General features: G+C 67.1%; 26 protein-coding genes. 11 read left to right on the forward strand and 15 right to left on the reverse strand.

Annotated features, from left to right (window positions below):
- Window positions 1-175 precede the first annotated feature (175 nt).
- From OG394_RS13515 to OG394_RS13525, 3 genes are read left to right on the forward strand one after another with little or no spacing between them, the layout of a single operon-like run.
- A complete protein-coding gene (locus OG394_RS13515; RefSeq protein WP_328995660.1) occupies window positions 176-3271 on the forward strand; it encodes an FtsX-like permease family protein in 3096 nt (1031 codons plus the stop codon).
- Complete coding sequence (locus OG394_RS13520; RefSeq protein WP_328995661.1) at window positions 3268-4296, forward strand: ABC transporter ATP-binding protein; 1029 nt, start codon at window positions 3268-3270, stop codon at window positions 4294-4296. Before OG394_RS13515 ends, OG394_RS13520 begins: the two co-directional genes overlap by 4 nt.
- A gap of 46 nt (window positions 4297-4342) precedes the next feature.
- On the forward strand, window positions 4343-5056 hold the full coding sequence (locus OG394_RS13525; protein WP_328995662.1) for an ABC transporter ATP-binding protein: 714 nt from the start codon (window positions 4343-4345) through the stop codon (window positions 5054-5056).
- Here OG394_RS13525 and OG394_RS13530 read toward each other — a convergent pair.
- The 3 genes from OG394_RS13530 to leuA form a co-directional block, all read right to left on the reverse strand.
- Window positions 5053-5208 (reverse strand): hypothetical protein, encoded by a 156-nt coding sequence (locus tag OG394_RS13530; protein WP_328995663.1) that lies wholly within the window; start codon window positions 5206-5208, stop codon window positions 5053-5055. The two genes, OG394_RS13525 and OG394_RS13530, sit on opposite strands and share 4 nt — an antisense overlap.
- Before the next feature lie 35 nt (window positions 5209-5243).
- Entirely contained in the window at window positions 5244-5588 is a 345-nt protein-coding gene (locus OG394_RS13535; RefSeq protein ID WP_328995664.1) for a nuclear transport factor 2 family protein, read from the reverse strand.
- A 197-nt stretch (window positions 5589-5785) separates the two neighbouring features.
- The gene (leuA, locus tag OG394_RS13540; protein WP_328995665.1) at window positions 5786-7504 is read right to left on the reverse strand and encodes a 2-isopropylmalate synthase; all 1719 of its coding nucleotides are present in this window, start codon (window positions 7502-7504) and stop codon (window positions 5786-5788) included.
- A gap of 276 nt (window positions 7505-7780) precedes the next feature.
- Here leuA and OG394_RS13545 point away from each other — a divergent pair, with 276 nt between their 5' ends.
- Window positions 7781-8203, forward strand: a complete 423-nt coding sequence (locus OG394_RS13545) for a PPOX class F420-dependent oxidoreductase (protein ID WP_328995666.1) — start codon at window positions 7781-7783, stop codon at window positions 8201-8203.
- A 111-nt stretch (window positions 8204-8314) separates the two neighbouring features.
- Here OG394_RS13545 and OG394_RS13550 read toward each other — a convergent pair whose 3' ends face one another.
- Together OG394_RS13550 and OG394_RS13555 are read right to left on the reverse strand one after the other, a co-directional pair.
- Entirely contained in the window at window positions 8315-9286 is a 972-nt protein-coding gene (locus tag OG394_RS13550; protein WP_328995667.1) for a hypothetical protein, read from the reverse strand.
- The gene (locus OG394_RS13555; RefSeq protein ID WP_328995668.1) at window positions 9283-9885 is read right to left on the reverse strand and encodes a DUF6318 family protein; all 603 of its coding nucleotides are present in this window, start codon (window positions 9883-9885) and stop codon (window positions 9283-9285) included. Before OG394_RS13555 ends, OG394_RS13550 begins: the two co-directional genes overlap by 4 nt.
- 376 nt (window positions 9886-10261) lie before the next feature.
- Here OG394_RS13555 and OG394_RS13560 point away from each other — a divergent pair, with 376 nt between their 5' ends.
- Window positions 10262-11200, forward strand: coding sequence for a GNAT family N-acetyltransferase (locus OG394_RS13560; protein ID WP_328995669.1), 939 nt, complete (start codon window positions 10262-10264; stop codon window positions 11198-11200).
- A gap of 97 nt (window positions 11201-11297) precedes the next feature.
- Here the strand turns inward: OG394_RS13560 and era are convergent, their stop codons facing one another.
- The 5 genes from era to OG394_RS13585 are packed head-to-tail and all read right to left on the reverse strand — an operon-like array spanning window position 11298 to window position 15302.
- Window positions 11298-12224: a GTPase Era gene (gene era, locus OG394_RS13565; RefSeq protein ID WP_328995670.1), complete on the reverse strand. Its 927-nt coding sequence runs from the start codon at window positions 12222-12224 to the stop codon at window positions 11298-11300.
- Entirely contained in the window at window positions 12208-12546 is a 339-nt protein-coding gene (locus tag OG394_RS13570) for a cytidine deaminase (protein WP_328995671.1), read from the reverse strand. Before OG394_RS13570 ends, era begins: the two co-directional genes overlap by 17 nt.
- Before the next feature lie 8 nt (window positions 12547-12554).
- Window positions 12555-13862, reverse strand: a complete 1308-nt coding sequence (locus OG394_RS13575) for a hemolysin family protein (RefSeq protein WP_328995672.1) — start codon at window positions 13860-13862, stop codon at window positions 12555-12557.
- Window positions 13862-14335 carry an rRNA maturation RNase YbeY gene (ybeY, locus tag OG394_RS13580; protein WP_328995674.1) on the reverse strand — a complete coding sequence of 158 codons (474 nt, stop codon included), beginning with the start codon at window positions 14333-14335 and terminating at the stop codon, window positions 13862-13864. The genes OG394_RS13575 and ybeY overlap by 1 nt, the downstream gene beginning before the upstream one ends.
- 40 nt (window positions 14336-14375) lie before the next feature.
- Window positions 14376-15302, reverse strand: coding sequence for a PhoH family protein (locus tag OG394_RS13585; RefSeq protein WP_328996831.1), 927 nt, complete (start codon window positions 15300-15302; stop codon window positions 14376-14378).
- 282 nt (window positions 15303-15584) lie between these two features.
- Between OG394_RS13585 and OG394_RS13590 the strand changes: the two genes are divergently transcribed.
- Together OG394_RS13590 and OG394_RS13595 are read left to right on the forward strand one after the other, a co-directional pair.
- Entirely contained in the window at window positions 15585-16091 is a 507-nt protein-coding gene (locus OG394_RS13590; protein WP_328995675.1) for a SigE family RNA polymerase sigma factor, read from the forward strand.
- A complete protein-coding gene (locus OG394_RS13595) occupies window positions 16088-17221 on the forward strand; it encodes a Gmad2 immunoglobulin-like domain-containing protein (RefSeq protein WP_328995676.1) in 1134 nt (377 codons plus the stop codon). The genes OG394_RS13590 and OG394_RS13595 overlap by 4 nt, the downstream gene beginning before the upstream one ends.
- Here OG394_RS13595 and OG394_RS13600 read toward each other — a convergent pair.
- The 5 genes from OG394_RS13600 to OG394_RS13620 form a co-directional block, all read right to left on the reverse strand.
- Window positions 17211-17936: a 16S rRNA (uracil(1498)-N(3))-methyltransferase gene (locus OG394_RS13600; RefSeq protein WP_328995677.1), complete on the reverse strand. Its 726-nt coding sequence runs from the start codon at window positions 17934-17936 to the stop codon at window positions 17211-17213. The two genes, OG394_RS13595 and OG394_RS13600, sit on opposite strands and share 11 nt — an antisense overlap.
- A 3-nt stretch (window positions 17937-17939) precedes the next feature.
- The gene (dnaJ, locus tag OG394_RS13605; RefSeq protein WP_328995679.1) at window positions 17940-19079 is read right to left on the reverse strand and encodes a molecular chaperone DnaJ; all 1140 of its coding nucleotides are present in this window, start codon (window positions 19077-19079) and stop codon (window positions 17940-17942) included.
- 19 nt (window positions 19080-19098) lie between these two features.
- Complete coding sequence (gene hrcA, locus OG394_RS13610; RefSeq protein ID WP_328995681.1) at window positions 19099-20118, reverse strand: heat-inducible transcriptional repressor HrcA; 1020 nt, start codon at window positions 20116-20118, stop codon at window positions 19099-19101.
- An 85-nt stretch (window positions 20119-20203) separates the two neighbouring features.
- A complete protein-coding gene (locus OG394_RS13615) occupies window positions 20204-21310 on the reverse strand; it encodes a Gfo/Idh/MocA family protein (protein WP_328995682.1) in 1107 nt (368 codons plus the stop codon).
- On the reverse strand, window positions 21295-21939 hold the full coding sequence (locus tag OG394_RS13620; protein WP_328995683.1) for a ThuA domain-containing protein: 645 nt from the start codon (window positions 21937-21939) through the stop codon (window positions 21295-21297). Before OG394_RS13620 ends, OG394_RS13615 begins: the two co-directional genes overlap by 16 nt.
- Before the next feature lie 98 nt (window positions 21940-22037).
- Between OG394_RS13620 and OG394_RS13625 the strand changes: the two genes are divergently transcribed.
- The 4 genes from OG394_RS13625 (at window position 22038) to OG394_RS13640 (ending at window position 26158) form a co-directional block, all read left to right on the forward strand.
- On the forward strand, window positions 22038-22916 hold the full coding sequence (locus OG394_RS13625) for an MBL fold metallo-hydrolase (protein WP_328995684.1): 879 nt from the start codon (window positions 22038-22040) through the stop codon (window positions 22914-22916).
- An 81-nt stretch (window positions 22917-22997) separates the two neighbouring features.
- On the forward strand, window positions 22998-23531 hold the full coding sequence (locus tag OG394_RS13630) for a DUF4870 domain-containing protein (RefSeq protein WP_328995685.1): 534 nt from the start codon (window positions 22998-23000) through the stop codon (window positions 23529-23531).
- Between the two features lie 238 nt (window positions 23532-23769).
- Entirely contained in the window at window positions 23770-25311 is a 1542-nt protein-coding gene (locus OG394_RS13635) for an NCS1 family nucleobase:cation symporter-1 (protein WP_328995686.1), read from the forward strand.
- A 16-nt stretch (window positions 25312-25327) separates the two neighbouring features.
- On the forward strand, window positions 25328-26158 hold the full coding sequence (locus tag OG394_RS13640) for a DUF3097 domain-containing protein (protein WP_328995687.1): 831 nt from the start codon (window positions 25328-25330) through the stop codon (window positions 26156-26158).
- Window positions 26159-26180: the final 22 nt, after the last annotated feature.

Raw genomic sequence — 26180 nt, forward strand, 5'->3', positions numbered from 1 at the left:
ACCGGCCGGGTATCGCCGGGGTCCGGGAGGGCAGGTTTACGAGCTCGAATACTGATTGGGCAACAACTTCGCATCGGTACGACGACGGTGCGCGGGTCTGCCCGTAAGTATCTGGCGGCAGCGCCCCGGCGGATCGTAAGTTGCGGCACATGCGCGCGCAAAGTGGGGGGTCCCGGTGTTTCTGAGGCATGCGCTGCGGTATCGGTGGTGGCAGACCTGTGTGCTCGCGGGCGTGAGCCTGCTGATCGGGACGTGTGCCGCCTTTGCACCCTGGTTCGCCCGGTCCGTCGAGCAGACCGTCGTCACCGAGATGCTGACCGTCCAGCGATTGCAGGCCGCCTGGCAACTAGAAGGCCGGCCGCCGCCCAGTTTCGAAGGTCCCAAGGAGGCCGTCCCACCCGAGCAACTCTCCGAGCTCATCCCGGCCGATGTGCTGCCGCTGCTCGAACCACCCGTCCACGGCCTGCGAGCCGACATCAGCTGGGATCCGACGAACGGCGGTCTCGGCGCCCGCGCACGGCTGGCGTGGCGCGACGATCTCTGCGCGCATCTCGACCTGGTGCAAGGCCGATGCCCGAAGGCTGCGAACGAAGTCGCGCTGTCGGTGACCGACGTGACGAACTTCTCCGCGAAGCCCGGGATGACGCTGAAGGCCACTGCGACCGAGTACGCCGGTGGTGGCACGCTCAAGGTCGTCGGCATCTACCGGCCGAAGGATGAGCGCGAGCCTTACTGGTTCGGCGTCACCCCGACCGGCCACTCCGTCGTACGCGAGGACAAGCCGTCGAACTCGGACTTCGTGCTGACCGATCGCGCGACGTTCAGCCAGAACAAGACCTGGGGCCAGTTCAGTACGTCGGACACGGCGCCTGTCCCGGGCACGGTACGGCTCGACGATCTCCCCCGGCTCAAAGAGGTCAGTAGTCAGTTTGAGATGGCAGGGGCCGAGCACAACCACGTGGTCAGCAACTTCACCGCACTACCGGCGCTGGCGGACTCGTTGGCGGCCGAGCGTCGTCAGGCCACCACGATCATCCCGCTGGTCATGGTGCAAGTTGCGCTGTTCGGGGTCGTCGTACTGGCTCTCGCGCTCTCTGCCGTGGTGGACCAGCGTCGGCCGGAGCTGGCGATCTCACGACTTAGAGGCCTCCGGCAAGGGCAGACGGGCTCGATGTTGGCCCTAGAACTTGCAGGTCCTGTAGTGGCCGGGATGCTCGGCGGCGTTGCGGCCGGGTTTGGCCTACTACTGCTGGTTAGAGCCACTTGGCTTGACGGTGGAGCGCCCATTGAGTTGCCGTGGACCGTGCCGGCTGCACTCGCTGCTGCGATCTTGGCCGGGCTCAGCGTGGTGGTGTGGACGGTGCAGTCGGTAGTTCGCCAGCCGATCTCCACGCTGCTACGACGGATCGTGCCTCGCCGTCGCGGCCGTACGCTCGGCGTGATCGACCTGTCCGTCATAGTGCTCGCATCCGCCGGGTTGGTGGCAGCACTCACTGGTGATGGCCGTGGCCCGCTGCCGATCCTCACACCGACGCTGCTCGCCTTGGCAGTTGGTCTCGCCTTTGCGCACCTGCTGTTGCCGCTAGCCGCCAGAGTCAGCCGTCGTTCGATGACGAATGGCAGGCTCGGTCTGGCGCTTGGTGCGCTCCAGGTCGCCAGACGTCCCGCAGTCACTCGGATCGTCGCCATCGTGGCTGTGGCGAGTGCGCTTGTCTGCTTTGCGGGACAGGCCGCATTCGTTGCCGGGGACAACCGGGACCTGCGGGCGGGCTACGAGACTGGGGCGGAGGCGGTGCTGGACCTGGGTTCACCGAATCTGGCCAAGCTGGACAAGGCTCTGGCAACGGTTGATCCCGAGCGCAAGTGGATGACGCCGGTCCTGCTGGGCGTGCCGGCCTCGCAGGACGCGCTGACCACCATGATGGTCGAGCTCGACAGCTTCCGCCGGATCGCCTACCGCGGCGACCGGATCACCGACGAGGCCGGCTATCAGCAGATCAAGGCACCCGCCAATCAGGGTGTGCTGGTGAAGGGCTCGCGGCTGAGGCTTACCGTGACGCCGTCTGCGATGTCGGCGGCACGCATGGCGACGGTCGACGGCACGCCTCCCCCGCCGCTGGAGCAGGCCAAGCCGCTGCGGATCGAGGCGACGATCGTCGCTGCGGACGGCGGTCGCTATGTGATGCAGCTCGGCTCGGTGCCGCTCAAGGCGGGTCGGCCGGTCCAGCTGTCGGCCCCGATGGGCTGCGAACGCGGTTGCCGGCTGTTGCGACTCGGCATCTCGCGTCAACTCGGTGACGTGGCCGGGCTCGAGGGCGTGGTGACGATCAGCAACGTGTCCTCTGACGGGCAGCAGGTGGTCGATCTCGGCAGCGGCGGCGACTGGAAGCCGTTGCTCGAGACGATCCAGGAGGAGACGATCGCCGGCCAGGACGCGGCGGACGGTCTGAGTCTCGCCTTCACCAACCACGGCAGCGCTCTCGGCGTACAGCACGTCTCGGTCCCGGTCGCGGTGCCCGCGCTGGTGACGTCGGACTTCCCGTTCACGGAGTCGTCGACCGCGCCCGGGATCGACGGCATGGCTATGCCGCTGGTCTCGGTGCCGCCTGCGCTCGCGCCTATCCCGCGTTTGCTGCGTTCTACGGCGCTGGTCGACCTCACCACGGTACGGCGGCTGGGCGGTTCGCCGGACACGACGGTGTTGTCGTCGTACCTCTGGCTCAACGCGGACGGCCTCGCGCATCTCGACGAGATCCTCGCGGGTCTGCGGTCGGCCGGGCTCACGCCTACCGTGATCGACCGGCTCAGCGATCGGACCGCCACGTACGCGCGCTCCGCCAGCGCCCTCGCTTTGCAGCTGACGCCGGTCGTCGGTATCGCCGGGTGGTCGCTGGCGATCATCGTGCTGCTGCTGATGGTCGTGACGTCGTGGCGGTCCCGTGCCCAGGATTACGCCAGCCTGCGAATCGCGGGCGTACCTGCGGCGGTGACGGCTCGCGCGGCTCGGTGGGAACAGACCGGGCCGGTGGCGCTCGCCGTACTGCTCGGGTCTTTCTGCGGTGTGGCGGGCGCGAAGATCGCCTTGCCGTTGATACCGCTGTTCGCGGAGACCACGACGCCTTCGCCGGTACCACTCGATCTCGGGCTCAACGAAGGGGTCGCGATCGGTCTCTGGCTGGCTGGAACCGTGGTCCTCACCGTCACCACCTTGTTGCTCGGTACGGCGGTCAGCCGGCGAGCGACTTACCCGCGGATCCGGGAGGAACTGTGACCGGGTTGGCCGTCACCACGCATGGGCTAGTGCACATCTATCGCAGCGACGGGCATGACGTGGCCGCGCTGTCGGGTATCGGTATCGCCATTCGTCCGGGTGAACTCGTTGGTCTGCTCGGGCCGTCCGGCGCGGGGAAGTCGACGTTGCTGCAGCTGTGTGGCGGGCTGATCCAGCCAAGCGCCGGACGGTTGCGGATCGGCGAGCACGATGTCGCGAAGATGTCCGGGCCCGAGTTGGACCGCATGCGCGCGAGCGACGTCGGCATCGTGATCCAGGGCGCCGGGCGCAACCTCGTGCCTTACCTGACACCAGAGGACAACGTCCGCTTCGCCCAACGCGCCGCCCACGCGATCCTCCCCCGCCGCACCCGAGGCGCCGCCACCGAGGCCGCTGACCGGACCACTGGTGGCACGACTGATGGCACCGCTCGTGGGACCGCCGGGCGCACCGCTGGTGGGACCGCCGGGCGCACCGCTGGTGGGACCGCCGGGCGCACCGCTGGTGGCACCGCCGGTGACACTGCTGGTGGCACCGCTAGTGGGCGCGACCTGCCCGCACCGCGGGACGTACTCGCGTTGGTCGGCCTGGCCGATCACGCGCGAACGCCGCTGGGCAGGCTGACGCCAGGCCAGGTACAACTCGCAGCCGTTGCCGTAGGCATCGCCACCTTCCCGGGATTGCTACTCGCCGACGAACCAACCAGCCAACTCGACCACCGAGCCCGCGACGAGGTGGTCGAAGCCATCCGCACGGTCAACGCCCAAACCGGCATGACCGTGCTCCTGATCACGCACGACCCGGACGTCGCCGCCGTACTCCCGCGCACAATCACCATCCGAGACGGCCGCATCGCCTCCGAAGGCCGCTCCGGCGAGGAGTTCGCCGTAGTCGCGACTGACGGCTCTCTACCACTCCCGCCGCACGTCGCCGACCGCCTCCCACCCGGCACGCTCCTACGCGTCACCATCACAGACGGCGAAGTCCGCCTAACCCCCGCCGACGACACCGAGCCCACGCAATGACCGCCGCACACACCCCGACCCCGCGGCACAACACCGAGGAGCGGTCATGATCTCCGTGCGCAATCTGACGGTGCGGTACGACGCGGTGGTCGCCGTGGCGGAGGTCAGCCTCGACCTGCCGGCCGGCGTCTTCCTCGCGGTCAGTGGACCGTCCGGCGCCGGCAAGAGCTCGCTGCTGTGGGCCATCGCCGGCGCGACTGCTCCGACTTCGGGCACGGTCGAGCTCGACGGCACACCCGTGACAAGCCGTCCCGAAGCCGCCGCGAGTGGCGTCGTACTGATCCCGCAGGGCAACGGCCTCGCCCGAGTCCTCACCGCTCGCGAGAACCTGGCCATTCCGTTGCTCTCGGCCCCCGAACTCGGCCAAGTCCTGCGCCGCGCACGTGGTGACGCCGACGAGGAGGACCGCGAGGAACGCGAAGAGTCCCTGCGCCAGGTCGACGGCATTGTCGACCAGGCCCTCACCGATGTCGGTCTCGAGGACAGCGGCAATCACCTGGTCGAGGAGCTATCGGGTGGCGAGCAGCAACGAGTTGCCGTTGCCCGCGGCCTGGCCCAGCGCGGCCGGGTGATCCTGGCGGACGAGTCCACCAGCGAACTCGACGGCGCCAACCGCGAGCGCGTACTCACCCTGCTCCGCCGCGAGGCACACCGCGGCGCAGCAGTACTCATCGCGACCCACGACCCGACTGTCGCCGACGCAGCCGACGCCCACGCCTCCATGGACGAAGGCCACCTAACCTGGCAACGCCGCCTCTAGCGCCGGACGCCTCGGAAGTCAGCTCGCCAACGCTCTTTGCCGCCGCCCAGCGTCGTACGGCGGCACGCGACGAAAGCGCCGAGACCTCCGCCCGCCACACGCCGAACCGCCTTCGCGTGCGCGTACGTCGTACAGCCGAACTCGGGCTGCACGGTGAATCTGTGGCGCCTAAAGCGCCCTACGTGGGCTAGCCAAACAGCGGCCTCGGGTCGAAGAAGACCCGGATCGCGCTGATCCGACCGTCGATGACCTTGAACCAACCCGAGGTCGGCAGTGTCGCGCCTTCGGTGTTGAGGTCGTAGATGACGCACGCGTCCTCACCGTCGGCGAACGCGTGCCGCCGATCGGCCGATTTCACGATCTTGACCAGTCCCTCGAGACCTTTCAGGCAATCCGCTATCCCCTCGGCCGTGCCAAGAGGTCCGACGAACGTCACGTCGTCATGCAACAAGGTCCGGGTGGTATCGAGATCACCCGAAGTCCACGAATCCACATATCGAATGGCGACAGACCTCGCGTCTGTATCCACCATGAGCGCCTCCGATCGCTTTACCTGCTTGAGTTTGCAGGAACAACGCTAGCTACCGGCACCGACAGTTTTTGATTCGAAACCAGCAGATGCGACACGACCCGCATCTCGACGCCAGAGCGCGGCCGAGCCCCCAGCGCGACACCTCATGAGGCGCGAACGTCGGGGGCCCGGACTAAATAACGAACTAACGAGCAGTGTTACCGATTCGCGCGGTTGATCGCCGAGACGACCGCCTTCAGCGAGGCGGTGAGGATGTTCGCATCCCGCCCGACTCCCCAGAACACGTCATCCCCGACCTCGCACTCGACGTACGCCGCGGCCAGCGCATCGCCGCCGGACGAGAGCGCGTGCTCGTGGTAGTCCAGCACGCGCACGTCGTACTTCAGCGGCTTGATCGCGTCGACGAACGCCGACACCGGACCGTTGCCCTCGCCAATCAAGTCATGCGGCACACCGTCGGAGTAGACCTGCACGCGAAGTACATCGTTCTGCCCCTCACCCGACGACGAGTTGACCGTCAGCAGCGACAGCCGGCCCGGCGACAGGTACTCCGTGGAGAAGATCTCCCACATCTGCTGGGGTCCGACCTCGCCACCCGCGGCGTCGGTGTGCTGCTGGATCACCCGGCTGAACTCGATCTGCAGGCGGCGCGGCAGGTCGAGCCGGTGCTCCGACTTCATGATGTACGCGACGCCGCCCTTGCCAGACTGCGAGTTGACCCGGATCACGGCCTCATAGCTGCGACCGACGTCCTTCGGATCGATCGGCAGGTACGGCGCTTCCCAAGCGATCTCGGAGACGGGCTTGCCCTCTGCCACGGCCTGCTTGTCCAGCGCCTCCAGGCCCTTCTTGATCGCGTCCTGGTGCGAACCGGAGAAGGCGGTGTAGACGAGATCGCCCGCATACGGCGAGCGCTCGGGCACCCGCATCTGCGTGCAGTACTCGACCGTACGGCGGATCTCGTCGATATCCGCGAAGTCGATCTGCGGGTCGATGCCCTGGCTGAACAGGTTCATCCCCAGCGTCACCAGGTCGACGTTGCCGGTCCGCTCGCCATGACCGAACAGGCAGCCCTCGACGCGATCGGCCCCGGCCATCAGGGCCAGCTCGGTCGCGGCGACCGCCGTACCGCGGTCGTTGTGCGGGTGCAGGCTGATCGTGCTGAACTCGCGCCTGGTCAGGTTGCGGCCGAACCACTCGATCTGGTCGGCGTACACGTTCGGCGTGGACATCTCGACCGTGGCGGGCAGGTTCAGGATGATCTCGCGGCCCTCGGCGGGCTGCCAGACATCGCTCACCGCCTCGCAGACCTCCAGCGAGAACTCGAGCTCGGTGCCGGTGAAGATCTCCGGGCTGTACTGGTAGCCGAACTCGCAGTCGCTCAGCACCTCGTCGGCGTACTTCATCACCGTCTCGGTCCCACGCACGGCGATGTTCAGGCACTCGGCGCGGTCGACGTTGAAGACGACGCGGCGGAACAGCGGCGCGGTGGCGTTGTACAGGTGGATGGTCGCCTTGGGGCTGCCCTCCAGCGACTGGACCGTACGCTCGATCAGCTCGTCGCGCGCCTGCGTCAGCACCGAGATCGTGACGTCCTCGGGAATCGCGTCGGTCTCGATCAGGCTGCGCACGAAGTCGAAGTCATACTGGCTGGCGCTCGGGAAACCGACCTCGATCTCCTTGTAGCCCATCCGCACCAGCAGGTCGAACATGCGGCGCTTGCGGGTGGGCGACATCGGCTCGATCAGGGCCTGGTTGCCGTCGCGGAGATCGGTGGACAGCCAGCGCGGGGTCTGCGTGATCGCATTCGCCGGCCAGGTGCGGTCGGGCAGCTCGATCGGGGGAAACGCCCGGTAGCGGTGGATCGGCATCGCGGACGGCTGCTGCACGGGTTTCGGCTGATTCTTCGGGGCCATCTCTGGTTCTTCCTCTGAGGTAACGCGCACGGGGTGAGACCGGCGTACGACGAAACTCCGCGGCGAGGGAACCGGCCTGCGTCAGGCCTCGCCGCGGCAACGAAGGAGGAGAACGTGGCGCCGCATGATGCCAGCCACTCTAGGCCTGTCCTATCTCGATCCGAAAACCGGGTGTCCATTTGTCAAGACAGGCTCATCTTAACACTCGGTCACGCTCTGTTCGCGCTGCGTGAATTCGTTGCCTTCAAGCGTGCTTGAACTCCTAGGCTCGGAGCCATGACCCAGGACAAACTCTTCGCCCTGCTCGGCGAACGCGGCCTCGGCGTTCTCACCACCATCAAGCGCGATGGACGCCCACAATTGTCGAACGTGACGTACGCCTTCGATCCCGAAACCCGGGTCATCCGCGTCTCCCTCACCAACGACCGCGCCAAAACCGCCAACCTCCGCCGCGACCCCCGCGCCAGCCTCTACGTCAACGGTCCCGGCGGCCGCTCGTATGTCGTGGCCGAAGGCACCGCCGACCTCTCCCCCGTAGCCGCCGACCCCCACGACGACGTCGTCGAAGCCCTCATCGACGTCTACCGCGCAGCCGCCGGCCGCGAACACCCCGACTGGAACGACTACCGCAAAGCCATGGTCCAAGACCACCGCCTAATCCTCACACTCCCCGTCACCCACACCTACGGCATGGCCTAACCACCACGGGCAGTCGGCGCGACCTAACCGCCCACACGGGTGGTCGGCATGACCCAACCACCACAGGTAGTCGGCATGGCCTAAGCACCACACGGGTAGTCGGCGCGGCGCTCACCCCGCGGGGTCGACCAACACCGCGATCGCTTCACGAACTCCCAACGGTGTGGCCGGCCCAACCGCCGTCAACGGCTGCTCAATGCTCTGCCAAGCGCCACCATCAACCCGATACCTGACCTTGTACGTCGTAGTCACCGTCACGCCAAGCCGCTGCGCCTTCCGCAAGTACTTATGCGTAACGTCCTTCGCCGGATACGGCCGCCCCGCCGACTTGGTCGTCAGACTCTCCCCATCACCAAATTTCCAGAAATAACTGGTCGGACGCCCCTCAACATCAACCTTGAACCCCAACAACACCATCCCGTACTTCGTCCAGTCATCCCCACTGGTCGAAAACACAGTCTCCGCATTAACCAACGTCCTCCCCGCCGGCTGCACCACCACCCGCTTCTTAGCCGCCCGCTCGTTCCTAACTGCGTTGTAGACGTCTACCCAGGTAAGCACCCGCGCGGGAACCACCCTCGGAGGGAGTTCGCCTGGGCGGTGGCATTCATAGCCCACATGAAGCCAGCGACCTAAAGCCAGATAGGCCGGCGGACCGGATCTTGTTCGGCGCCAGACATTGAAATACCACTGGCGGTCCGCGGCAGGCGTTGTCGGCTCATTGCAGGTATCGCTGCCGCGAGAACACATGATTGTGGCAGCGGGAACTTGGCCCAATCTGTCGGGCGGATCGGACACGCATGCGGAGACCAGCCGAGTTTCAACAATCAACGCGGGCAAGGTTCGATCTGAAATACTCTTGCCCGGTCCGCCCTGCTTGCCCTTTTCACGCTCACGTTGCTTGCGTTTGATCTCAGCAGAAAGCTCAGCGAGATCACTGGATCCATCTCCCGTCACGGTGCCCGTTGGGCTCGGCGTAGGTGATGCAGCAGCGGCCACGGCTGCGCCGACATCGAGAGCGATAACCAGAGCAGTGGCCACGCCCAACGCCGTTCCCACCTTGGCCAGACTGATCCCGGTCATATGCCCTCCTTGAGGACCGTCGTACTGGCCGTGTCGACCCTCCAGGCCCCTTGCACGTAGGTCACGTTGATCGAGTAATCGACCAGTGCAGACTTCTGCCCTTGAGGCTGTGCACCCGCCTTTGCGATCTTCAAAGCGCGTGGCAGGTACACCCGGAATCCGGCTGCGCCGGTGCCTTCCGCAGCGTTGACATGCAGGAGACCAAAGTCGCGCAATTCAAGACTGAGATCGCCCTCGTACCTACCTCCGGCTGCATAGACATTCCGGTATACGCCGGCGATGCCAAGGCACCATTCGCACGTCGGGCGGCTCAACGCCAGGTATGGAGACGAATTGCCGGTCGCATGAGCGTATGACTCGAGCTCAAGCCAATGGCGGGCGAAGGCTTGTAGGCCGGCTTTGGATTTGGCCTTGGCGGCGGGCGGCATGGCGGGTGGCTGGGGGGTCGGCGACGAGGTGGGCGTGGCGGTGGGGGTGGTTGGGGGTGGGGTGATGGTTGAGCCGGGTGGGTTTTCGGTGCAGGCCGTGGTCGCCGCGAGTAGCAGGAGGGCGCAGGTGGTGGTGATGGTGGTGATGGTGGTGGTGCGGTAGTTCGGCAAGGCGACCCCCGTTACGGAACGAACACGATCGGCGACTCTTAGAAAAGGGTGCCATATCGGTGGAGCTGGGGCATCCGGGCTGGAGAGGGCTGTGGATAACTGCCGACGGGCGGGCAGCCGCGGCGGATGGCGGGCAGTTGGCGGCCGGCGGATGGCACGCAGGCGGTGGCGGTGGCGGATGACAGGCGGGCGGTGGCGGTGGCGGATGACAGGCGGGCGGTGGCGGTGGCGGATGGCAGGCGGGCGGTGGCGGGTGGCGGGGTGGATGGGGCGGGGTAAATGGGGTGCGTGGGGTGGGTGGGGGGAGGAGGGTGGGGGTGTGGAGATTTTTAGGGTGGGTGCGGCGGATGGGGTGGGGTGCCGGGAGGCTGTGGGGGTGATTGAGGCGGCTACTCGTGTAGATGCGCCCGAGGTGATCGTGGATACGGCTGAGACGTATGCGGGGCGGTTGCGGCATGGGTGGGATGGGGATCCGCCGCACGCATTTCTGGGCCGGGTTGATGGGGTTGCGGTTGGCGTGTTGACGATCGATACGCCGACCTACGACAACCGGGATGTGGCGTGGTTTGAGGTGGAGGTTCATCCGGACTACCGAGGGCGTGGGATCGGTAGTGAGTTGATGGAGTTCGGGTTCAAGCAGGCCGCGGAGCGGGGGCGTACGTCGCTGGGGTTCACGCAATGGGATCTGCCCAAGGCGGACGCCTTCGCGAAGAAGCACGGGTTCGAGGCCAAAAGCGTAGAGGTCAATCGTCGTCAGGACTTGGCGAACGTTGATTGGCCGACGGTCGAGCGGCTGTACGCCGAGGCGGTCGAGGCGTCGAAGGAATACGAGTTGCTGAGGCTTAGCGATGACTTGCCCGAGGAGATGCTCGAGGCCATGACAGCGCTGACCGCGTCGATCAATGACGCGCCGACGGATGATCTGGATATCGAGGACGAGGTGTTCACGCCGGAGCGGCTTCGGGCGTTCGAGGTGGCGCAGAAGGGCAGGGACCAGCGGATTCATCGGGTGATCGCTCGCCATAAGAACACTGGTGCGCTCGCGGGTCATTCGACCGTGATGGTCGAGCACGGGCGGCCGCATATCGCGTGGCAGGCCGATACCGCCGTCGATCGGGCCCATCGTGGGCACCGGCTCGGCGTGCTGGTCAAGATCGGCATGCTCCGCTGGTTACGCGAAGTGGCGCCGGCGGTCGAGCTGGTCGATACCTGGAACGCCGAGTCCAACGCCCACATGATCGGCGTCAACGACCAGATCGGCTATCGCGTGATCGCCCGCGCCATCGACTACCAACGTCCCGCGGACGCGAAGTAGCCAAGGAAAGCACGTCGTCGTACGAGCGACCGGCAGTCTCCGCGAAGTGCCCTGTTACGACCTAACAGAGGGCACTTCGCGAAAGAATAGAACGACCTCAGAAGCCGAGTTTGCGCAGACCCTTGGCGTCGGTTTGCCAGTTCTTGGCGATCTTGACGTGGAGGTCGAGGTAGACCGGCGTCCCGAGCAATGCCTCGATCTGGGTCCGGGCCCGGGCGCCGACGTCGGCCAGCCGGGATCCCTTATGCCCGATGATGATCCCCTTCTGGCTGTCCCGCTCGAGGTACAAACTCGCGTAGACATCCAGCAACGGCTTGTCCTCGGGACGGCCTTCGCGCAGGTTCATCTCCTCGACCAGTACGGCGATCGAGTGCGGCAGCTCATCCCGCACACCCTCGAGCGCCGCCTCGCGGATCAACTCCGCGACCAACGTCTCCTCGGGCTCGTCCGTGATCTCGCCGTCCGGATACAACGGCATCCCCACCGGCAAGAACTTCGCCAGCTCATCCGAAACCAGGTCAACCTGGAACCCACTAGTCGCCGAAACCGGGATCACCGCGGCCCACTCAATACCAACAGCCTCGCCCAGCTTGGCGATCTCCGTGAGGTGCTCGGCCATCCGCTCGGGCGACACCAGGTCCGCCTTGGTGGCCAGCGCGACCTTCGGCGTACGGGCGACCTTCGCCGCCTCGCTGACCAGGAAGCGATCGCCCGGACCGATCTTGTCGCTGGCCGGCAAGCAGATGCCGATCACGTCGACCTCGGCCCAGGTGGTCTTGACGATGTCGTTCAGCCGTTCGCCCAGCAACGTGCGCGGCTTGTGCAGACCAGGGGTGTCGACCAGGATCAGCTGGGCGTCCTGCTTGTGCACGATGCCGCGGACGGCGTGGCGGGTGGTCTGCGGCTTCGACGAGGTGATCACGATCTTGCGACCGACCAGCGCGTTCGTCAGGGTCGACTTGCCCGCGTTCGGCCGGCCGACGAAACAGGCGAATCCACTGCGGAACTCAGGTGTGGATGACATCAAGAACCTCTCCGTTGCCATCGGCAACAACAACCGGCAGGGCCGCGCCGGCAAAATGCCGCACTACCTCAACATCAACCACGACCGAGGAAGCCGGAACAACCACGGCCGCGGCCTCCAACCCCTTCACCCCAGAGGCAAGCGCCATCGCGACAGCGAGCTGCAAAGCGGAGAGCTGAACCGTACCGAGATCGACCGTGCAGGCCGAGTACGTCCGCCCGTCCGTGTCGCGAACGGCCGCGCCCTCGAGCGCGCGCGTCCGGGCCCGGCTGGCCCGGGCGAGGGTGACGAGCTTGGCGTCTTCGGCAGGTACTTCCAACACACGGTTCCTTAGGGATGAGGCGCAGCGGAGGTGAACTCGGCGGGCTCGGTTTCGGTGAGCCTGCGGACCAGCACCGTACCAATCTGGTTGCGCCGGCCCGAGGGCCGCTCCGCGGTGAGGGACAACCCCTCGATCTCGACCTCGGCACCGGGGATCGGCACCTTGCCCAGCAGCTTGGCCATCAGGCCGCCGACGGTGTCGACGTCGTCATCGTCCAGCGGTACGCCGAACAGCTCGCCCAGTTCGTCGATCGGATAGCGGCTGGAGACTCGGTACGCCCCGTCGGCAAGCGCCTGCGCGGCGTCCGGCGCCTCGTCGTACTCGTCGGTGATCTCGCCGACGATCTCCTCCAGGATGTCCTCGATCGTGACCAGCCCGGCGGTGCCGCCGTACTCGTCGACCACGATCGCGACGTGCATCCGGGCGGCCTGCATCTCCCGGAGCAGCTCGTCGACCGGTTTCGAGTCCGGGATGAACATGCACGGCCGCATCACCGACTCGACTCGCTCGGTCGACTCGGCCTGGGCGTTGTCGTAGACGCGGCGCATCACGTCCTTGAGGTAGATCACGCCGACGATGTCGTCGAGCGACTCCCCGATCACCGGGATCCGGGAGTAGCCGCTGCGCAACGCGAGAGACGTCAGCTGGCGGAGCTTCTTGTGCCGCTCGATGAAGACCATGTCCGTACGCGGCACCATCACCTCGCGGGCGATCGTGTCACCGAGCTCGAACACCGAGTGGATCATCCGGCGCTCGTCGGACTCGATCACCGACGACTTCTCGGCCAGATCGACCAGCGCGCGCAATTCGGCCTCGGTCGCGAACGGGCCTTCGGCGTACCCCTTGCCCGGGGTGAGCGCGTTACCCAGCATGATCAGCAGTTTCGGCAAGGGCCCGAGCACCGAGGTGATCGCCATGATCGGCCCGGCCGACAGAATCGCGAACCGGTCCGAGTGCTGCCGGCCCAGGGTCCGCGGGGCGACACCGATGATCACGTACGACACCAGCACCATCACGGCGGCGGTGACGAGAATGTGCTGCCAGGTCACCGCGAGCACTTCGGATAGCGCCTGCGTGACCAGCACGATGGCGGTGATCTCGAAGATCAACCGGAACAACAGCAGACTGTTCAGGTAGCGCGGTGCGTCCTCCAGCAGCGTCGCCAGCCGGATCGCGCGGGTGTTGCCCAGCTCGACCTGCTCATTGGCCCGGACTTTCGAGTACGACGAGACGGCCGCCTCGGCACCGGCGATGAGCCCGGCCAGCAGGACGAGTACAGCGGCGACGATCAGCAGGGCGCCGTCATCCCAGGTCATTAGTTATCGGCTTTCCCCGGGGCTCGCCAGGCCTCGAGCAGACGCCCCTGGATGTCCCACATCTCGGCCTTCTCGGCCGGCTCGGCATGGTCATAGCCGAGCAGATGCAGGATGCCGTGCACCGTGAGCAGTTCCAGCTCGGCCCACGTACCGTGCCCGGCCTTCGCGCCCTGAGCGGCCGCCACGGTCGGGCAGAGAGCGATATCGCCCAGATGCCCGAGCGGCTGGTCGCCCTCGATCGCGTCCTCCGCGCCCGGGCGCAGCTCGTCCATCGGCCACGACATCACGTCCGTCGGGCCCGGCAGGTCGAGGAACTCCACGTGGTAGCGCGCCATCGTGTCCTCGTCGACCAGTTTGATCGAGAGCTCGCACTCCGGGTGCATCCGGAGCGCGTCCATCACGAAGCGGCTGAGCTGCATCAGTCCGTTGACGTCGACATCGACGCCGGACTCGTTGTTTACCTCGACGTTCACGCCCTTAAACCTACCGAACCCCGAGAGCCGTCAGAACCACTCACGCCCGCGGCTCGCCGGTGCTCTCGAAGTCCTCGTACGCCGCGACGATCCGGCCGACCAGCTTGTGCCGAACGACGTCATGCGCGGTGAGCCGGCAGAAGGTCAGATCCTGCACGCCCTCGAGGATGTTCTGGACGACGCGCAGACCCGAGTTCGTCCCGGTCGGAAGGTCGACCTGGGTGATGTCACCGGTGACGACCATCTTCGAGCCGAAGCCGAGCCGGGTGAGGAACATCTTCATCTGCTCGGGCGAGGTGTTCTGGGCCTCGTCGAGAATGATGTAGGCGTCGTTCAGCGTGCGGCCGCGCATGTACGCCAGCGGCGCGATCTCGATCGTGCCGGCCGTCATCAGCCGCGGGATCGACTCCGGGTCGAGCATGTCGTGCAGCGCGTCGTACAACGGGCGCAGGTACGGGTCGATCTTCTCCGACAGGGTGCCGGGCAGGAAGCCGAGCCGCTCACCGGCCTCGACGGCGGGCCGGGTCAGGATGATGCGGTTGACCTCTTTGGCCTGCAGCGCCTGCACGGCCTTGGCGACGGCCAGGTAGGTCTTACCGGTACCGGCGGGGCCGATACCGAAGACGATGGTGTTCTTGTCGATCGCGTCGACGTAGCGCTTCTGGTTCAGCGTCTTGGGCCGGATCGTCCGGCCGCGGCTGGACAGGATGTTCTGCGTCAGGACGTCGGCGGGGCTCTCGCTGGTGGCCGCCCTGATCATGGCGATACTGCGCTCGACGGAGTCCCCGTTCAGGCCCTGGCCGATCCGCACCACCGCGACCAGCTCGTCGAACAGGCGCTCGACCAGCGCCAGCTCGGCCGGCTCACCGGACATGGTGATCTCGTTACCGCGGACCAGGATGTCCGCGTCGAAGTCCTTCTCGATGATCCGGAGGAACTCGTCCCCGGCTCCGAGCAGGGAGACCATGTCGATACTGTTCGGCACGACGATCTTGTGGGATGCCTTGGTTGCGCCCTGAGCGCGCGCCGCATCGGTACCACTCCGCGACGGCTCGATACTGCGTGGCCTGGACAGCCTGTGCCTCCTGCATTCCGGGATCGTCTTGCTTCCCCATGCTAGCCGTCACCGCCAATGTGCATCACCCTGTTAAATTCCACCCGGCATCAGTTTCGTATCGACTGTCAACCAGATCGGCTCCAGGCGCGTCTAGCCCGTGTGACCCGGCCTGCGGTGGTGTACGAAGAAACCGTGGCATCTGAGTCCTGGAACGCCGAAGAGGCGCTGACCGCTGTCTACAGCGCTCACTACTCTTCGCTGGTCCGGCTTGGTGCCCTACTGCTGCGTGACAGCGGTTCGGCCGAGGAGATCGTGCAGGACGCGTTCGTGGCGATGCACGGCCGGTGGAACCGGCTGCGCGACCCCGACAAGGCCCTCGCGTATCTCCGCACCACCGTGGTCAACAGGTGCCGCTCCCGGCAGCGTCACCTGGTCGTGGTCGACAAGCACATGCCGAAAACCCTGCCGGACGAGCCGAGCGCCGAACACGCCGCGATGGCGACGGCGACGACCGACACGGTGATCGCGGCCATGCGAACCCTGCCGGAGAAACAACGCACGGTGATGGTGTTGCGGTATTACGGTGAGCTGTCGGAGGCGGAGATCGCCGAGACGATGGGCATCAGCCGGGGAGCGGTCAAGAGTCACGCATCGCGGGCGACGAAGTCGCTGCGCCTCGTTCTGGAGCAGGTGAGATGACCGAGCCGCGCAATGAATTCGATGATCTGATGCGGCGTGCGCTGCGGGCCGAGGCCGACCAGGTCCAGCCCAGCGACGACGGCTTGCACGAGATCCGGGAGCGGATCGCGCGCGAGTCCCGCCCGACGCTCGCGAGCCGGGCCACGCGCCGGCCCTGGCTGCTCACCGCGGGAGGTGCCGTGCTCGGTACCGCCGCCGCGATCGGCCTGTTCACCGTGCTGGTCAACCGGCCGGGCCCCGATCTGGACGCCTCCGGGCCCGAATCGGCCACCTCGTCGTCGCCCAGCCCCGAAACCCGCGTCAACCCGACGACCCCGGCCGTCACGCCCGCCCCATCGACTGGTCCGACAGTCGCGCCGCCGACGAAGAGCGGGCCCCAGCCGACGGCCGTCCCCAAGCAGCGGGTCGAGCCGATCGCGACCCGCGCCGTTCCGGTCTATTGGCTCGGCGACACAGTAGGCGTGACGAGGGCCGGGCCCCGGCTGTACCGCACGTTCGTACCGATCAAGGGCCGGCCAGCCTATGAGGCCGTCGTGACGATGACGCAGACCCAGCCCGACGACCCGGACTACAGCTCGCCATGGCTGGGCGCGAAGCCGAATCAGGTGCTGATCTCGGACGGCCTCACCACGGTCGACTTCGGCACCCTGCCGGAGGCCAACCTCGACACCCAGGGCGCGACGATCGCGTTGCAACAGCTGGTCTACACCGTCCAGGGCACCCTGCAGAACCAGGATCCGGTCCGCATCACCCTCAACGGGAAGCTCGTGCGGACGGTATTCGGCACCGGCGACGCCGCACAGCCGATCCGCCGGGCGCCGATGCTCGAGGCCCAGGCGCTCGTTTGGATCAACAGTCCGTTGAACGGCGCCAAGGTCGCCTCGCCGGTGAAGGTCAGCGGTGTGGCCGCGGCGTTCGAGGCGACGGTCAGCTGGCAGGTGATCGACCTCAAGTCCCGCCTCGTGGCCCGTTCCGGCTTCACGAACTCGGCCGAGGGCCAGGTCCATTCGGCCTACGCGTTCACCGTCGACCTGCCGGCCGGGGAGTACGAGCTGGTCGTCTACCAGGCGTCCGGCGAGGACGGCAGCATCACGAACTCCGACACCAAGACGATCAGCGTCAGCCCGTAAGCCAGCGCGATCGGGCCAGCAGTGCGGACGCGGCCGCCACCCCAGCGGTCGACGTACGCAGAACGGTGTCGCCCAGCAACACCGGCTCCACGCCGAACGCCTCCAACTCCGCAGGCGCGATCCCGCCTTCAGGCCCGACCACGACAACCACATCACCAGCAGCCGGTACGTCGAGCGTGGCCAGCCGCAAAGACGCCTCTTCATGCAGTACGGCGGCAAGCGCGGCGCCTCGCACCAGCGCGGCCACGTCGGCGGTCGACGCCAGGTCGGCCACCTCGCAGAACCACGCCCGGCGCGACTGCTTGCTCGCCTCGAACGCCCACGCGCGCCATTTCGCCAGCGTCTTCGCCGTGCGCTCGGGATTCGCCCGGAACTGACTGCGCTCCGCGTTCCACGGGACGACCAGATCGACCCCGACCTCGGTCAGCATCTCGACCGCGAGCTCGGCCCGCTCCCCCTTCGGCACAGCCTGTACGACGACCAGCCGCGGCGCGGGCGCCGGCACCGTCGTACGGGCCTCGACCGAGACCACCAGACCAGCAGCCTTCGACGCGGAGACCACCGGGCCTTCGGCGACGGCACCACGCCCGTCGGTCAGCCGGACGCGCTCGCCCGCCGCGATCCGCCGTACCACGGCCGCGTGATGCCCTTCGCTGCCGCCTAACGTCAGCTGCTCGCCGGACAGGTCGTCCAGGTGGAATACCGCGAGGCCCATGCGTCAGTGTGAGCCGAAGGCGTCGCGCAACCGGCCGAAGACACCCTTGTGCGCGGCCTGGACCTGCCCGAGCGGGTGCTCCTCGCCACGGGCCTCGGCGAGTTTGCGCAGCAGGTCGGACTGCGCGTCGTCGAGTTTGGTCGGGGTCTCGACCAGCACCTGCACGATCAGGTCACCCCGGCCGGCATGCCGCAGGCGCGGAACGCCACGAGCCGTCAGGGTGATCGCCGTGCCGGACTGGGTGCCGGCCTTGATCTCGAGCGGGGTCGGCTCGCCCTCCAGCGTGGGCAGGTCGATCTGCGTGCCGAGGGCGGCCGCGGTCATCGGCAGCGTCACCGTGCAGTGCAGGTCATCGCCGTGCCGGGTGAAGATCTCGTGCTGCTCGACCTCGATCTCGACGTACAGATCGCCAGCCGGGCCGCCGCCGGGGCCGACCTCGCCCTGGCCGGACAGTTGCACCCGGGTGCCGGAGTCGACGCCACCGGGGATCTTGACCGTGACGGAACGACGCGAGCGGACGCGGCCGTCGCCGGCACACTCGACACACGGGTTCGGGATGGTGGTGCCGAAGCCGCGGCAGTTCGGGCAGGGGCGCATGGTCCGCACCTCGCCGAGGAACGAGCGCTGCGTGTGCGTCACCTCGCCGCGGCCGTGGCAGATCTCGCAGGTGACCGGCTTGGATCCGGCCTCGGCCCCCGAACCGGAACAGGTCGGGCAGACCACCGCGGTGTCGATCTTCAGCTCGCGGGTGGTGCCGAAGGCCGCCTCGGCGAGGTCGATCCGCAGCGGGATCAGCGCGTCCTGGCCCCGCCGGGTGCGCGGACGCGGGCCGCGCGCACCGGCGCCACCGCCCTGACCGAAGAACGCGTCCATGATGTCGGTGAACGTGAACGCCTGGCCGAAACCGCCGCCCGCGCCGCCACCACTGCTGAGCGGGTCACCACCGAGGTCGTAGACCTGCCGCTTCTGCGGGTCGCTGAGCACCTGGAAGGCGCGGCCGATCTCCTGGAACTTGTCGTGCGCGTCCTCGGAGTCGTTCACATCGGGGTGGTACTGCCGGGCCAGCTTGCGGTACGCCTTCTTGATGTCCTCGGCGGAAGCGTCCCGGCTGACGCCGAGGACCGCGTAGTAATCGCTGCTCATACTCCTGTTTCCAAGATGGTCATGAGTCGGCCAGGATCTGGCTGACATACCGGGCGACGGCTCGCACCGCTCCCATCGTGCTCGGATAGTCCATATGCGTCGGCCCGACGATGCCGAGGGTGGCCAGGGTCTCCGACCGGGAGCCGTACCCGGCCGCGATCACCGAGGTGGTGGCGAGCTCCTCATACGGGTTCTCGTGGCCGATTCGGACCGTCAGGGTCTGCGGGTGAGTCGCCTCGCCCAGTAGTTTGAGCAGGATCACGTGCTCCTCGAGCGCCTCGAGCACGGGTTTCACGTTCCGCTCGAAGTCGTCGCCGTACCGGGTCAGGTTGGCCGCGCCACCGACCGCGATGCGCTGCTCGCCCTCGACCGTGAACGCCTCCATCAGCGAGGTCACGATCGCGGCCACCAGCGGCCGGTCGGCGGGCAGGAAGCTGTCCGGCACCCCTGCGAGCGTGGTCGCGGCGTCGGTCAGGCGCTGGCCGGTGAGGGCCGCGTTGAGCCTGCCGCGCAGGTCGGCGACGAGCTGCTCGGCGACGTCCTCGTGCAGCTCGACGATGCGCTGCTCGACCCGGCCGGTGCTCGTGATCAGCACCAGCAGCAGCCGGCGCGGAGTCATCGTCACCACCTCGATGTGGCGAACGCTCGACCGGGTCAGCGTCGGATACTGCACGATGGCGACCTGGCGGGTGATCTGCGCGAGCAGCCGCACGGTTCGCCGTACGACGTCGTCCAGATCCACGGCACCGGCGAGGAAGGTGGTGATCGCCTTCTTCTCGGCGCCGGACAGCGTCTTGACCGTGCTCAGCTTGTCCACGAACAGCCGGTAGCCCGCGTCGGTCGGGATCCGCCCGGCGCTGGTGTGCGGCTGGGTGATGTAACCCTCTTCCTCCAGCGCGGCCATGTCGTTACGGACAGTGGCCGGGGAGACACCGAGGTTGTGCCGGTCGACGAGGGTCTTGGAGCCGACCGGTTCGTGAGTGGCCACATAGTCCTCGACGATGGCCCGGAGCACGTCCAGCTTGCGTTCGTCCAGCACGCGCCTGCACCACCTCTCGTCTTGGCACTCCCGAGTTATGAGTGCCAGTCTACCGAGCCACCAACGTCCTCTGCGCCTCTGGCCGTCAGGCTGTGTCCGGGGTCGCATCCAGCGGTACGGCGGCCGGCCGCGCCACGGTGCTGCCCACCTCGACGGTCTGATCGCGCTCGGCGGCTTCGAGCAGCGACTCCATCACGTCGAGCACGTGGAACGCCAGCGATCCGCTCGCGCGGTGCTCCGTCCCGGTGCGGATCGCGCGGGCCATATCGGCTACTCCTACCCCGCGACCGGCGCCCGCATACCCACCGGCAACGTCTAGCGCCTGCCAGTCGCCCGTCTTGGGACTCCAGAGCTCGACCTGGCCGTCGAAGTTGTTCGGGTCGGGCACGGACAAGGTGCCGGCCGTGCCGAACACCTCGATCCGGGGCATCCGGCTGGCCCACACGTCGAAGCTCATCAGCACCGTGCTCAACGCGCCCGAGGTGTGCTCGACGATGCCGGTCAGATGCGTCGGGATGTCCACGCCGAACGTCGTTCCCGCTCGCGGCCCGGAGTGGATCGTCCGCTCCGCGTGCGCCCTACTCGCTCGGGCCGTCACGCGAGCGACCGGCCCGAGCAGGGTCACCAGGGCCGTCAGGTAGTACGGGCCCATGTCGAGCAGCGGCCCTCCCCCGGCCTGGTAGTAGAACTCGGGCGCGGGATGCCACCGCTCATGCCCGGCCGTGACGAACGACGCCGTCGCGGCCGTCGGCACCCCGATATCGCCGCGATCCAGCGCCGCCCGCGCGGTCTGAACGCCCGTACCGAGAACGGTGTCCGGCGCGCACCCGACCCGCACTCCGCGCGCCTTTGCAGCGGCCAGCACTGGCTCGGCCTCGGTACGACGTACGGCCAGCGGCTTTTCGCCGTACACGTGCTTGCCGGCCTCGATCGCCGCCAGCGCGACCGACGCGTGCGCTGCCGGAATCGTCAGGTTGAGCACCACGTCGACGTCGGGATCTTTGAGTAAGTCGTCCGACGTCAAGGCGCGGACGTTCTCCCGTTTGGCAGCCACTTCCACCGCGCGATCGAGGTCCAGGTCCGCGACCGCGACCACCTCGACACCGGGCAGTACGGCGAGGTGGTCCAGGTAGGTGCCGCTGATGACGCCGGTGCCGATGATGCCGACGCGGGCGTTCACCGGCTCGCCCACAGCAGGCCTCGCTCGATCATCGTGCGGACCTCGGGCACGTCCAGGTCCTCCAGGCTGTGCCCGGGAGTGCAGACGAAGATGCGGCCCTCGCCCCAGGTGCGGGTCCAGACCGCGGGCATGGTCGCGCCCTCGATCCACGGGTAGTCCGGGTGACCGCGGAAGGTGGTGGTGGCCAGCACGTTGTTGGTCGGGTCGGCGTGCACGTAGTACTGCTCGGTGTGCAGGTCGAAATGCGTCAGTCCCTCGACGATCGGGTGATCCGCGACGATCTGGATCTCGTGGTCGACGAACCCGCCGGGGTGCGAGATGAACTGGCCGCCGGTGATGAACTGGTAGTCGGTGTTGTCGCGGAACGAGTCCACGATGCCGCCGTGCCAACCGGCGAATCCGGTGCCGCCCCGGATCGCGGTCTCGAGGCCCTTGCACTGCTCGGCGGTGATCTCGCCCATGCTGATGCACTGCAGCACCAGATCGGTGCCGGCCAGGTCGAGATAGGCGTCCAGGTCGTCGGTCACCTCGACGGCGAACCCGTTCTCCTTCAGGTACGGCGTGAACAGCTCGGTCGCTTCCTGCGGCTTGTGCCCTGGCCAACCGCCCCAGACCACGAGGGCTCGTCGTTCTGCGGTCACGTGATTTGTCCTCACAGAGATCGGATGAGTCCACCCGACCCTAGGTGTCCACTTGACCGCCTTCAAGGGGTATCCCACGGGCCGGTTAGGCTCCTTGGGTGACTGCGAACTGGACCGAGCTGGGCGACCGTTGCTGGGTCCGCCGTTATCCCGAGTGGGACCTGAACATCGGCGTCGTGGCGGGGTCGGCCGGCGTGCTGGTGATCGACACCCACGCGACCGTGTCCTACGCGACCTCGTTGCTGGACGACGTACGGCAACTCGTGCCTGGGTCCGAGGTTCGTTGGGCGGTCAACACGCACGCGCATTTCGACCACACCTTCGGCAACTCCGTCTTCGCGGACGCGGGCGTCACCGTCATCTCGCAGGAGAACGCGGCGGCCCAACTGCTCGAGCGCGGGCCTTTGCTGCAGCAGCGGTACGTCGAGAACCCGGGCGTCGACCCGGATTTCCCGACGATCCCGGCCGACGTCATCGCCGAGATCGCCGTTGCTCCGGTGGTCGCGGCGAGTGAGACGTTCGCGGTCGCCAAGGTGATCGACCTCGGCGACCGGCGGGTGGAGTTGTTGCACCTGGGCAACGGTCATACCGACGGCGACATCGTCGTACTGGTGCCGGACGCGGACGTCATCTTCACGGGTGACCTGGTCGAGTCGTCGGGCCCACCGTCGTACGGCGACGACTGTTATCCGCTCGACTGGCCGGACACGCTCGACCGGATCGTCGGGTTGCTGACGGCAACGACCCGGGTGGTGCCGGGGCACGGGCCGGTCGTCGACGCCGAATTCGTCCGCGACCAGGGTGGCGAGATCGGCTCGGTGGCGAACAACATCTCCGGCCTCCACCACAACGGGGCGACGCTCGACTACGCCTTGCGGCACGACGAATGGCCTTATCCGACGGCGCAACTGGCCGACGCGGTCCGGCGTGGTTACGAGCAGCTCGGCGGGGTCCGGCGCACGCTGCCGATGGCGTGATTGGGCAACGGTTGACGAACAACCGAGTCTGAATGTTGCCGAGCTCTGCCCACGCCGGGGGCGAGCCCCTATGGTTCCCGCATGACCGAAACTCCTGAGGGCCCGACGCCGCCGTCCAGCCCGGAAACACCGCAAGACACGGCCGGCCCGAAGCAGCCCGGTCCCACCACTCCGGAGTCTCAGCCGCCGCCTGCGCCCAGTTACCAGGCTCCCGCTCCGGGCCCGCAGGCGCCGGGGTACCAGCCCGGTAACCAGGCCGGTCCCGGTTACCAGCCGCCGGCCGCCGTCCCGCTGCGCCCCGACGAGGAGCGCACCTGGGGGTTGCTCGCGCATATCGGCACGCTCGTGCTCGGCTTCATCGCCCCGCTGGTCGTCCTGCTGGTCCAGGGCGAGAGGTCCGCCAAGGTGCGCGAGCACTCGGTCGAGTCGCTGAACTTCCAGATCACGGCCTTCATCGGCTACGTCGTCTCGTGGGTTCTCACCTTCATCTTCATCGGCTTCATCACCTGGTTCCTGGTCTGGGTGGCCGCAGTCGTGTTCGCCATCATCGCGACCATCGCGGCGAGCAAGGGCGAGGCGTACAAGTACCCGTTCGCGCTGCGTTTGGTGAAGTAGTGTCCCGTAAAGGATGTGGCTTGACCGATGGTGGTGGTCAGGTGCGTGCATCGCTAGGCGGAGAAGCTGCCTCGATGCTCTTTATCGTGGCTGCTTCTCCAACGACGCGAGGTGCGTGCCTGGGCGCCGCCAGCGGTTGAGCCACATCCTTTACGGGACACATCGCCGGTTATTCGTTGACACGCGCGCGTCTCGTACCTCAGGTTGGTCCAAACCGACCGGCGGACGAGGTGGCGCGATGACATCCACGGCAGCATCTCCAGAGCAGATCACGCATCCGGACGGCCGGGTCGAACTATCCGATCCGGCCGTACTGGCGGACAGCCGCTACGGCAACGCCGAGCTGGCCCCGACGCGTTTACCCGAGCGCCACTGGACGACGTACAACTATGCGGCCCTGTGGATGGGGATGGCGCACAACATCCCGTCGTACCTGCTGGCCGCGGGTTTGGTTGCCATCGGCATGAACTGGCTGCAGGCCTTTCTCACCATCACCCTCGGCAACCTGATCGTGCTCGTACCACTGCTGCTCAACAGCCATGCCGGCACGAAGTACGGCATCCCCTTCCCGGTCTTCGCGCGGGCCTTCTACGGCGTCCGCGGGGCGAACTTCCCGGCACTGCTGCGGGCCTTCATCGCCTGTGGCTGGTTCGGCATCCAGACCTGGGTCGGCGGTCAGGCGATCTTCGTCATCGTCGGCAAACTGGCCGGTGACAGCTGGACGGGTGCCGGTGCGGTCGGCGGTTATCCGTGGACGCTTTGGCTGAGCTTCGCGTTCTTCTGGGTGCTCCAGATGGTGCTGATCTGGCGGGGTATCGAGGGTTTGCGGCGCTTCGAGAATTGGGCCGCGCCGCTGGTCACCGTGGCGTTCCTCGCGCTGATGATCTGGGTGCTGGTCAAGGCCGGCGGTTTCGGCCCGATCCTGTCGCAGCCCTCGCAGCTCGGCTGGGACGCCGACTTCTGGAAGATCTTCGCGCCGTCGCTGATGGGCATGATCGCCTTCTGGGCAACGCTTTCGCTGAACATGCCCGACTTCACCCGGTTCGGGCAGGGACAACGCCAGCAGGCCATCGGCCAGATCATCGGCCTGCCTACCACGATGTCGTTCATCGCGCTCGTCTCGATCGTCACCACCTCCGGCACCGTGGTGATCTACGGCGAGGCCATCTGGGACCCGGTCGAACTCGCGCGCCGGTTCGACAGCCCGGTCGTGGTCGTGATCGGTCTGGTGATGGCGATCCTCGCGACCATGTCCTGCAACGTCGCGGCCAACGTGGTCAGTCCGTCGTACGACTTCTCCAACGCCTTGCCGCGCTGGCTGAACTTCCGCACCGCGGGTCTGCTCACCGGCGTGATCGGCATCCTGATCCAGCCCTGGCGGTTGATCTCGGACCCGGAGATCTACATCTTCGTTTGGCTCTCCTTCTACGGTGGCGTGCTCGCGTCGGTGGCCGGCGTCCTGATCGCGGGCTACTGGTTCATCGCCCGCACCGAGCTGCATCTCGCTGACCTCTACCAGGTTGGCGGCCGCTACTGGTTCTCCTCCGGCTGGAACTGGCGCGCGGTCGTCGCCACGTTCGCCGGCGCCGTACTGGCCGTCGGTGGCGCCTACTCCAACCCGGGCGGCGGCCCGTTCCCCGCGGACGGGTTGATCCCGTTCCTGAAGCCGCTGTACGACTACTCGTGGCTGGTCGGTCTGGCCGTCGGGTTCGTGGTCTTCCTTGCTCTCTCAAGGACTGGGCGGTTGGGCGCGCGTCAACGCTCTGCTGTGGTTCGTTGATGGTTACGGTAGTGCGGTGACCGATCGCTATGGCTCAGACGTCCTCGCGGGTGACTGGAACAAACCGAAGAACGGCCGCACGGTCGACCTCGAGATCTCCAAAGGACTCGTCGTCGAGGAACCGTCCTCCGGCTTCGTCGGCGCGGTGGTCCGTTGGGAACACGGCGTCGTCGATCTCGAAGACCGGCACGGCCAGGTGCGGACGTACCCACTCGGCCCCGGCTTCTGGGTGGACGGCAAGCCCGTTGCTCTGAAGGCTCCCGCCAAGGCCGGCCCGGTCGCCCCTAGCCGTACGGCGTCTGGGTCCGTGGCCGTATCGGGTGTGAAGGCGCGAGTGGCGCGAGCAGGGCGGATCTACGTCGAAGGCCGTCACGACGCGGAACTGGTGGAGAAGGTCTGGGGCGACGACCTCCGCATCGAGGGCGTCGTCGTCGAATACCTCGAAGGCATCGACGACCTCCCGTCGATCGTCTCATCGTTCGATCCTGGGCCTGGCCGTCATCTGGGGGTGCTGGTCGACCATCTGGTGCCCGGGTCGAAGGAGTCGAAGATCGCGGCCCAGGTGACCGGGGACCACGTGCTGGTCGTCGGCCACCCGTTCATCGACATCTGGGAAGCGGTCAAACCGTCATCCCTTGGCATCGCCGCCTGGCCGAAAATCCCGCACGGCCAATCCTGGAAACACGGCATCCTCGAAACCTTCGGCTGGCCGTCTACCACCCAAGCGGACGTGGCGGCCGCCTGGAAACACATCCTCGGCAAGGTCACCACCTACGCCGACCTAGAACCAGCCCTCCTAGGCCGCGTCGAAGAACTAATAGACTTCGTCACCACAACCCCGGAATAACCCCGCCCCTCCCTTCTTTGCG

This window comes from Kribbella sp. NBC_01245 (assembly GCF_036226525.1).
Taxonomy (GTDB): domain Bacteria; phylum Actinomycetota; class Actinomycetes; order Propionibacteriales; family Kribbellaceae; genus Kribbella.

Excerpts from the sequence above, each read along its gene's own strand:
- OG394_RS13525 (WP_328995662.1), top strand. The coding sequence starts at position 4,343 with ATGATCTCCGTGCGCAATCTGACGGTGCGGTACGACGCGGTGGTCGCC.
- OG394_RS13535 (WP_328995664.1), bottom strand. The coding sequence starts at position 5,588 with ATGGTGGATACAGACGCGAGGTCTGTCGCCATTCGATATGTGGATTCG.
- leuA (WP_328995665.1), bottom strand. The coding sequence starts at position 7,504 with ATGGCCCCGAAGAATCAGCCGAAACCCGTGCAGCAGCCGTCCGCGATG.
- OG394_RS13545 (WP_328995666.1), top strand. The coding sequence starts at position 7,781 with ATGACCCAGGACAAACTCTTCGCCCTGCTCGGCGAACGCGGCCTCGGC.
- OG394_RS13550 (WP_328995667.1), bottom strand. The coding sequence starts at position 9,286 with ATGACCGGGATCAGTCTGGCCAAGGTGGGAACGGCGTTGGGCGTGGCC.
- era (WP_328995670.1), bottom strand. The coding sequence starts at position 12,224 with ATGTCATCCACACCTGAGTTCCGCAGTGGATTCGCCTGTTTCGTCGGC.
- OG394_RS13575 (WP_328995672.1), bottom strand. The coding sequence starts at position 13,862 with ATGACCTGGGATGACGGCGCCCTGCTGATCGTCGCCGCTGTACTCGTC.
- OG394_RS13585 (WP_328996831.1), bottom strand. The coding sequence starts at position 15,302 with ATGGTCTCCCTGCTCGGAGCCGGGGACGAGTTCCTCCGGATCATCGAG.
- OG394_RS13595 (WP_328995676.1), top strand. The coding sequence starts at position 16,088 with ATGACCGAGCCGCGCAATGAATTCGATGATCTGATGCGGCGTGCGCTG.
- OG394_RS13600 (WP_328995677.1), bottom strand. The coding sequence starts at position 17,936 with ATGGGCCTCGCGGTATTCCACCTGGACGACCTGTCCGGCGAGCAGCTG.
- dnaJ (WP_328995679.1), bottom strand. The coding sequence starts at position 19,079 with ATGAGCAGCGATTACTACGCGGTCCTCGGCGTCAGCCGGGACGCTTCC.
- OG394_RS13630 (WP_328995685.1), top strand. The coding sequence starts at position 22,998 with ATGACCGAAACTCCTGAGGGCCCGACGCCGCCGTCCAGCCCGGAAACA.
- OG394_RS13635 (WP_328995686.1), top strand. The coding sequence starts at position 23,770 with ATGACATCCACGGCAGCATCTCCAGAGCAGATCACGCATCCGGACGGC.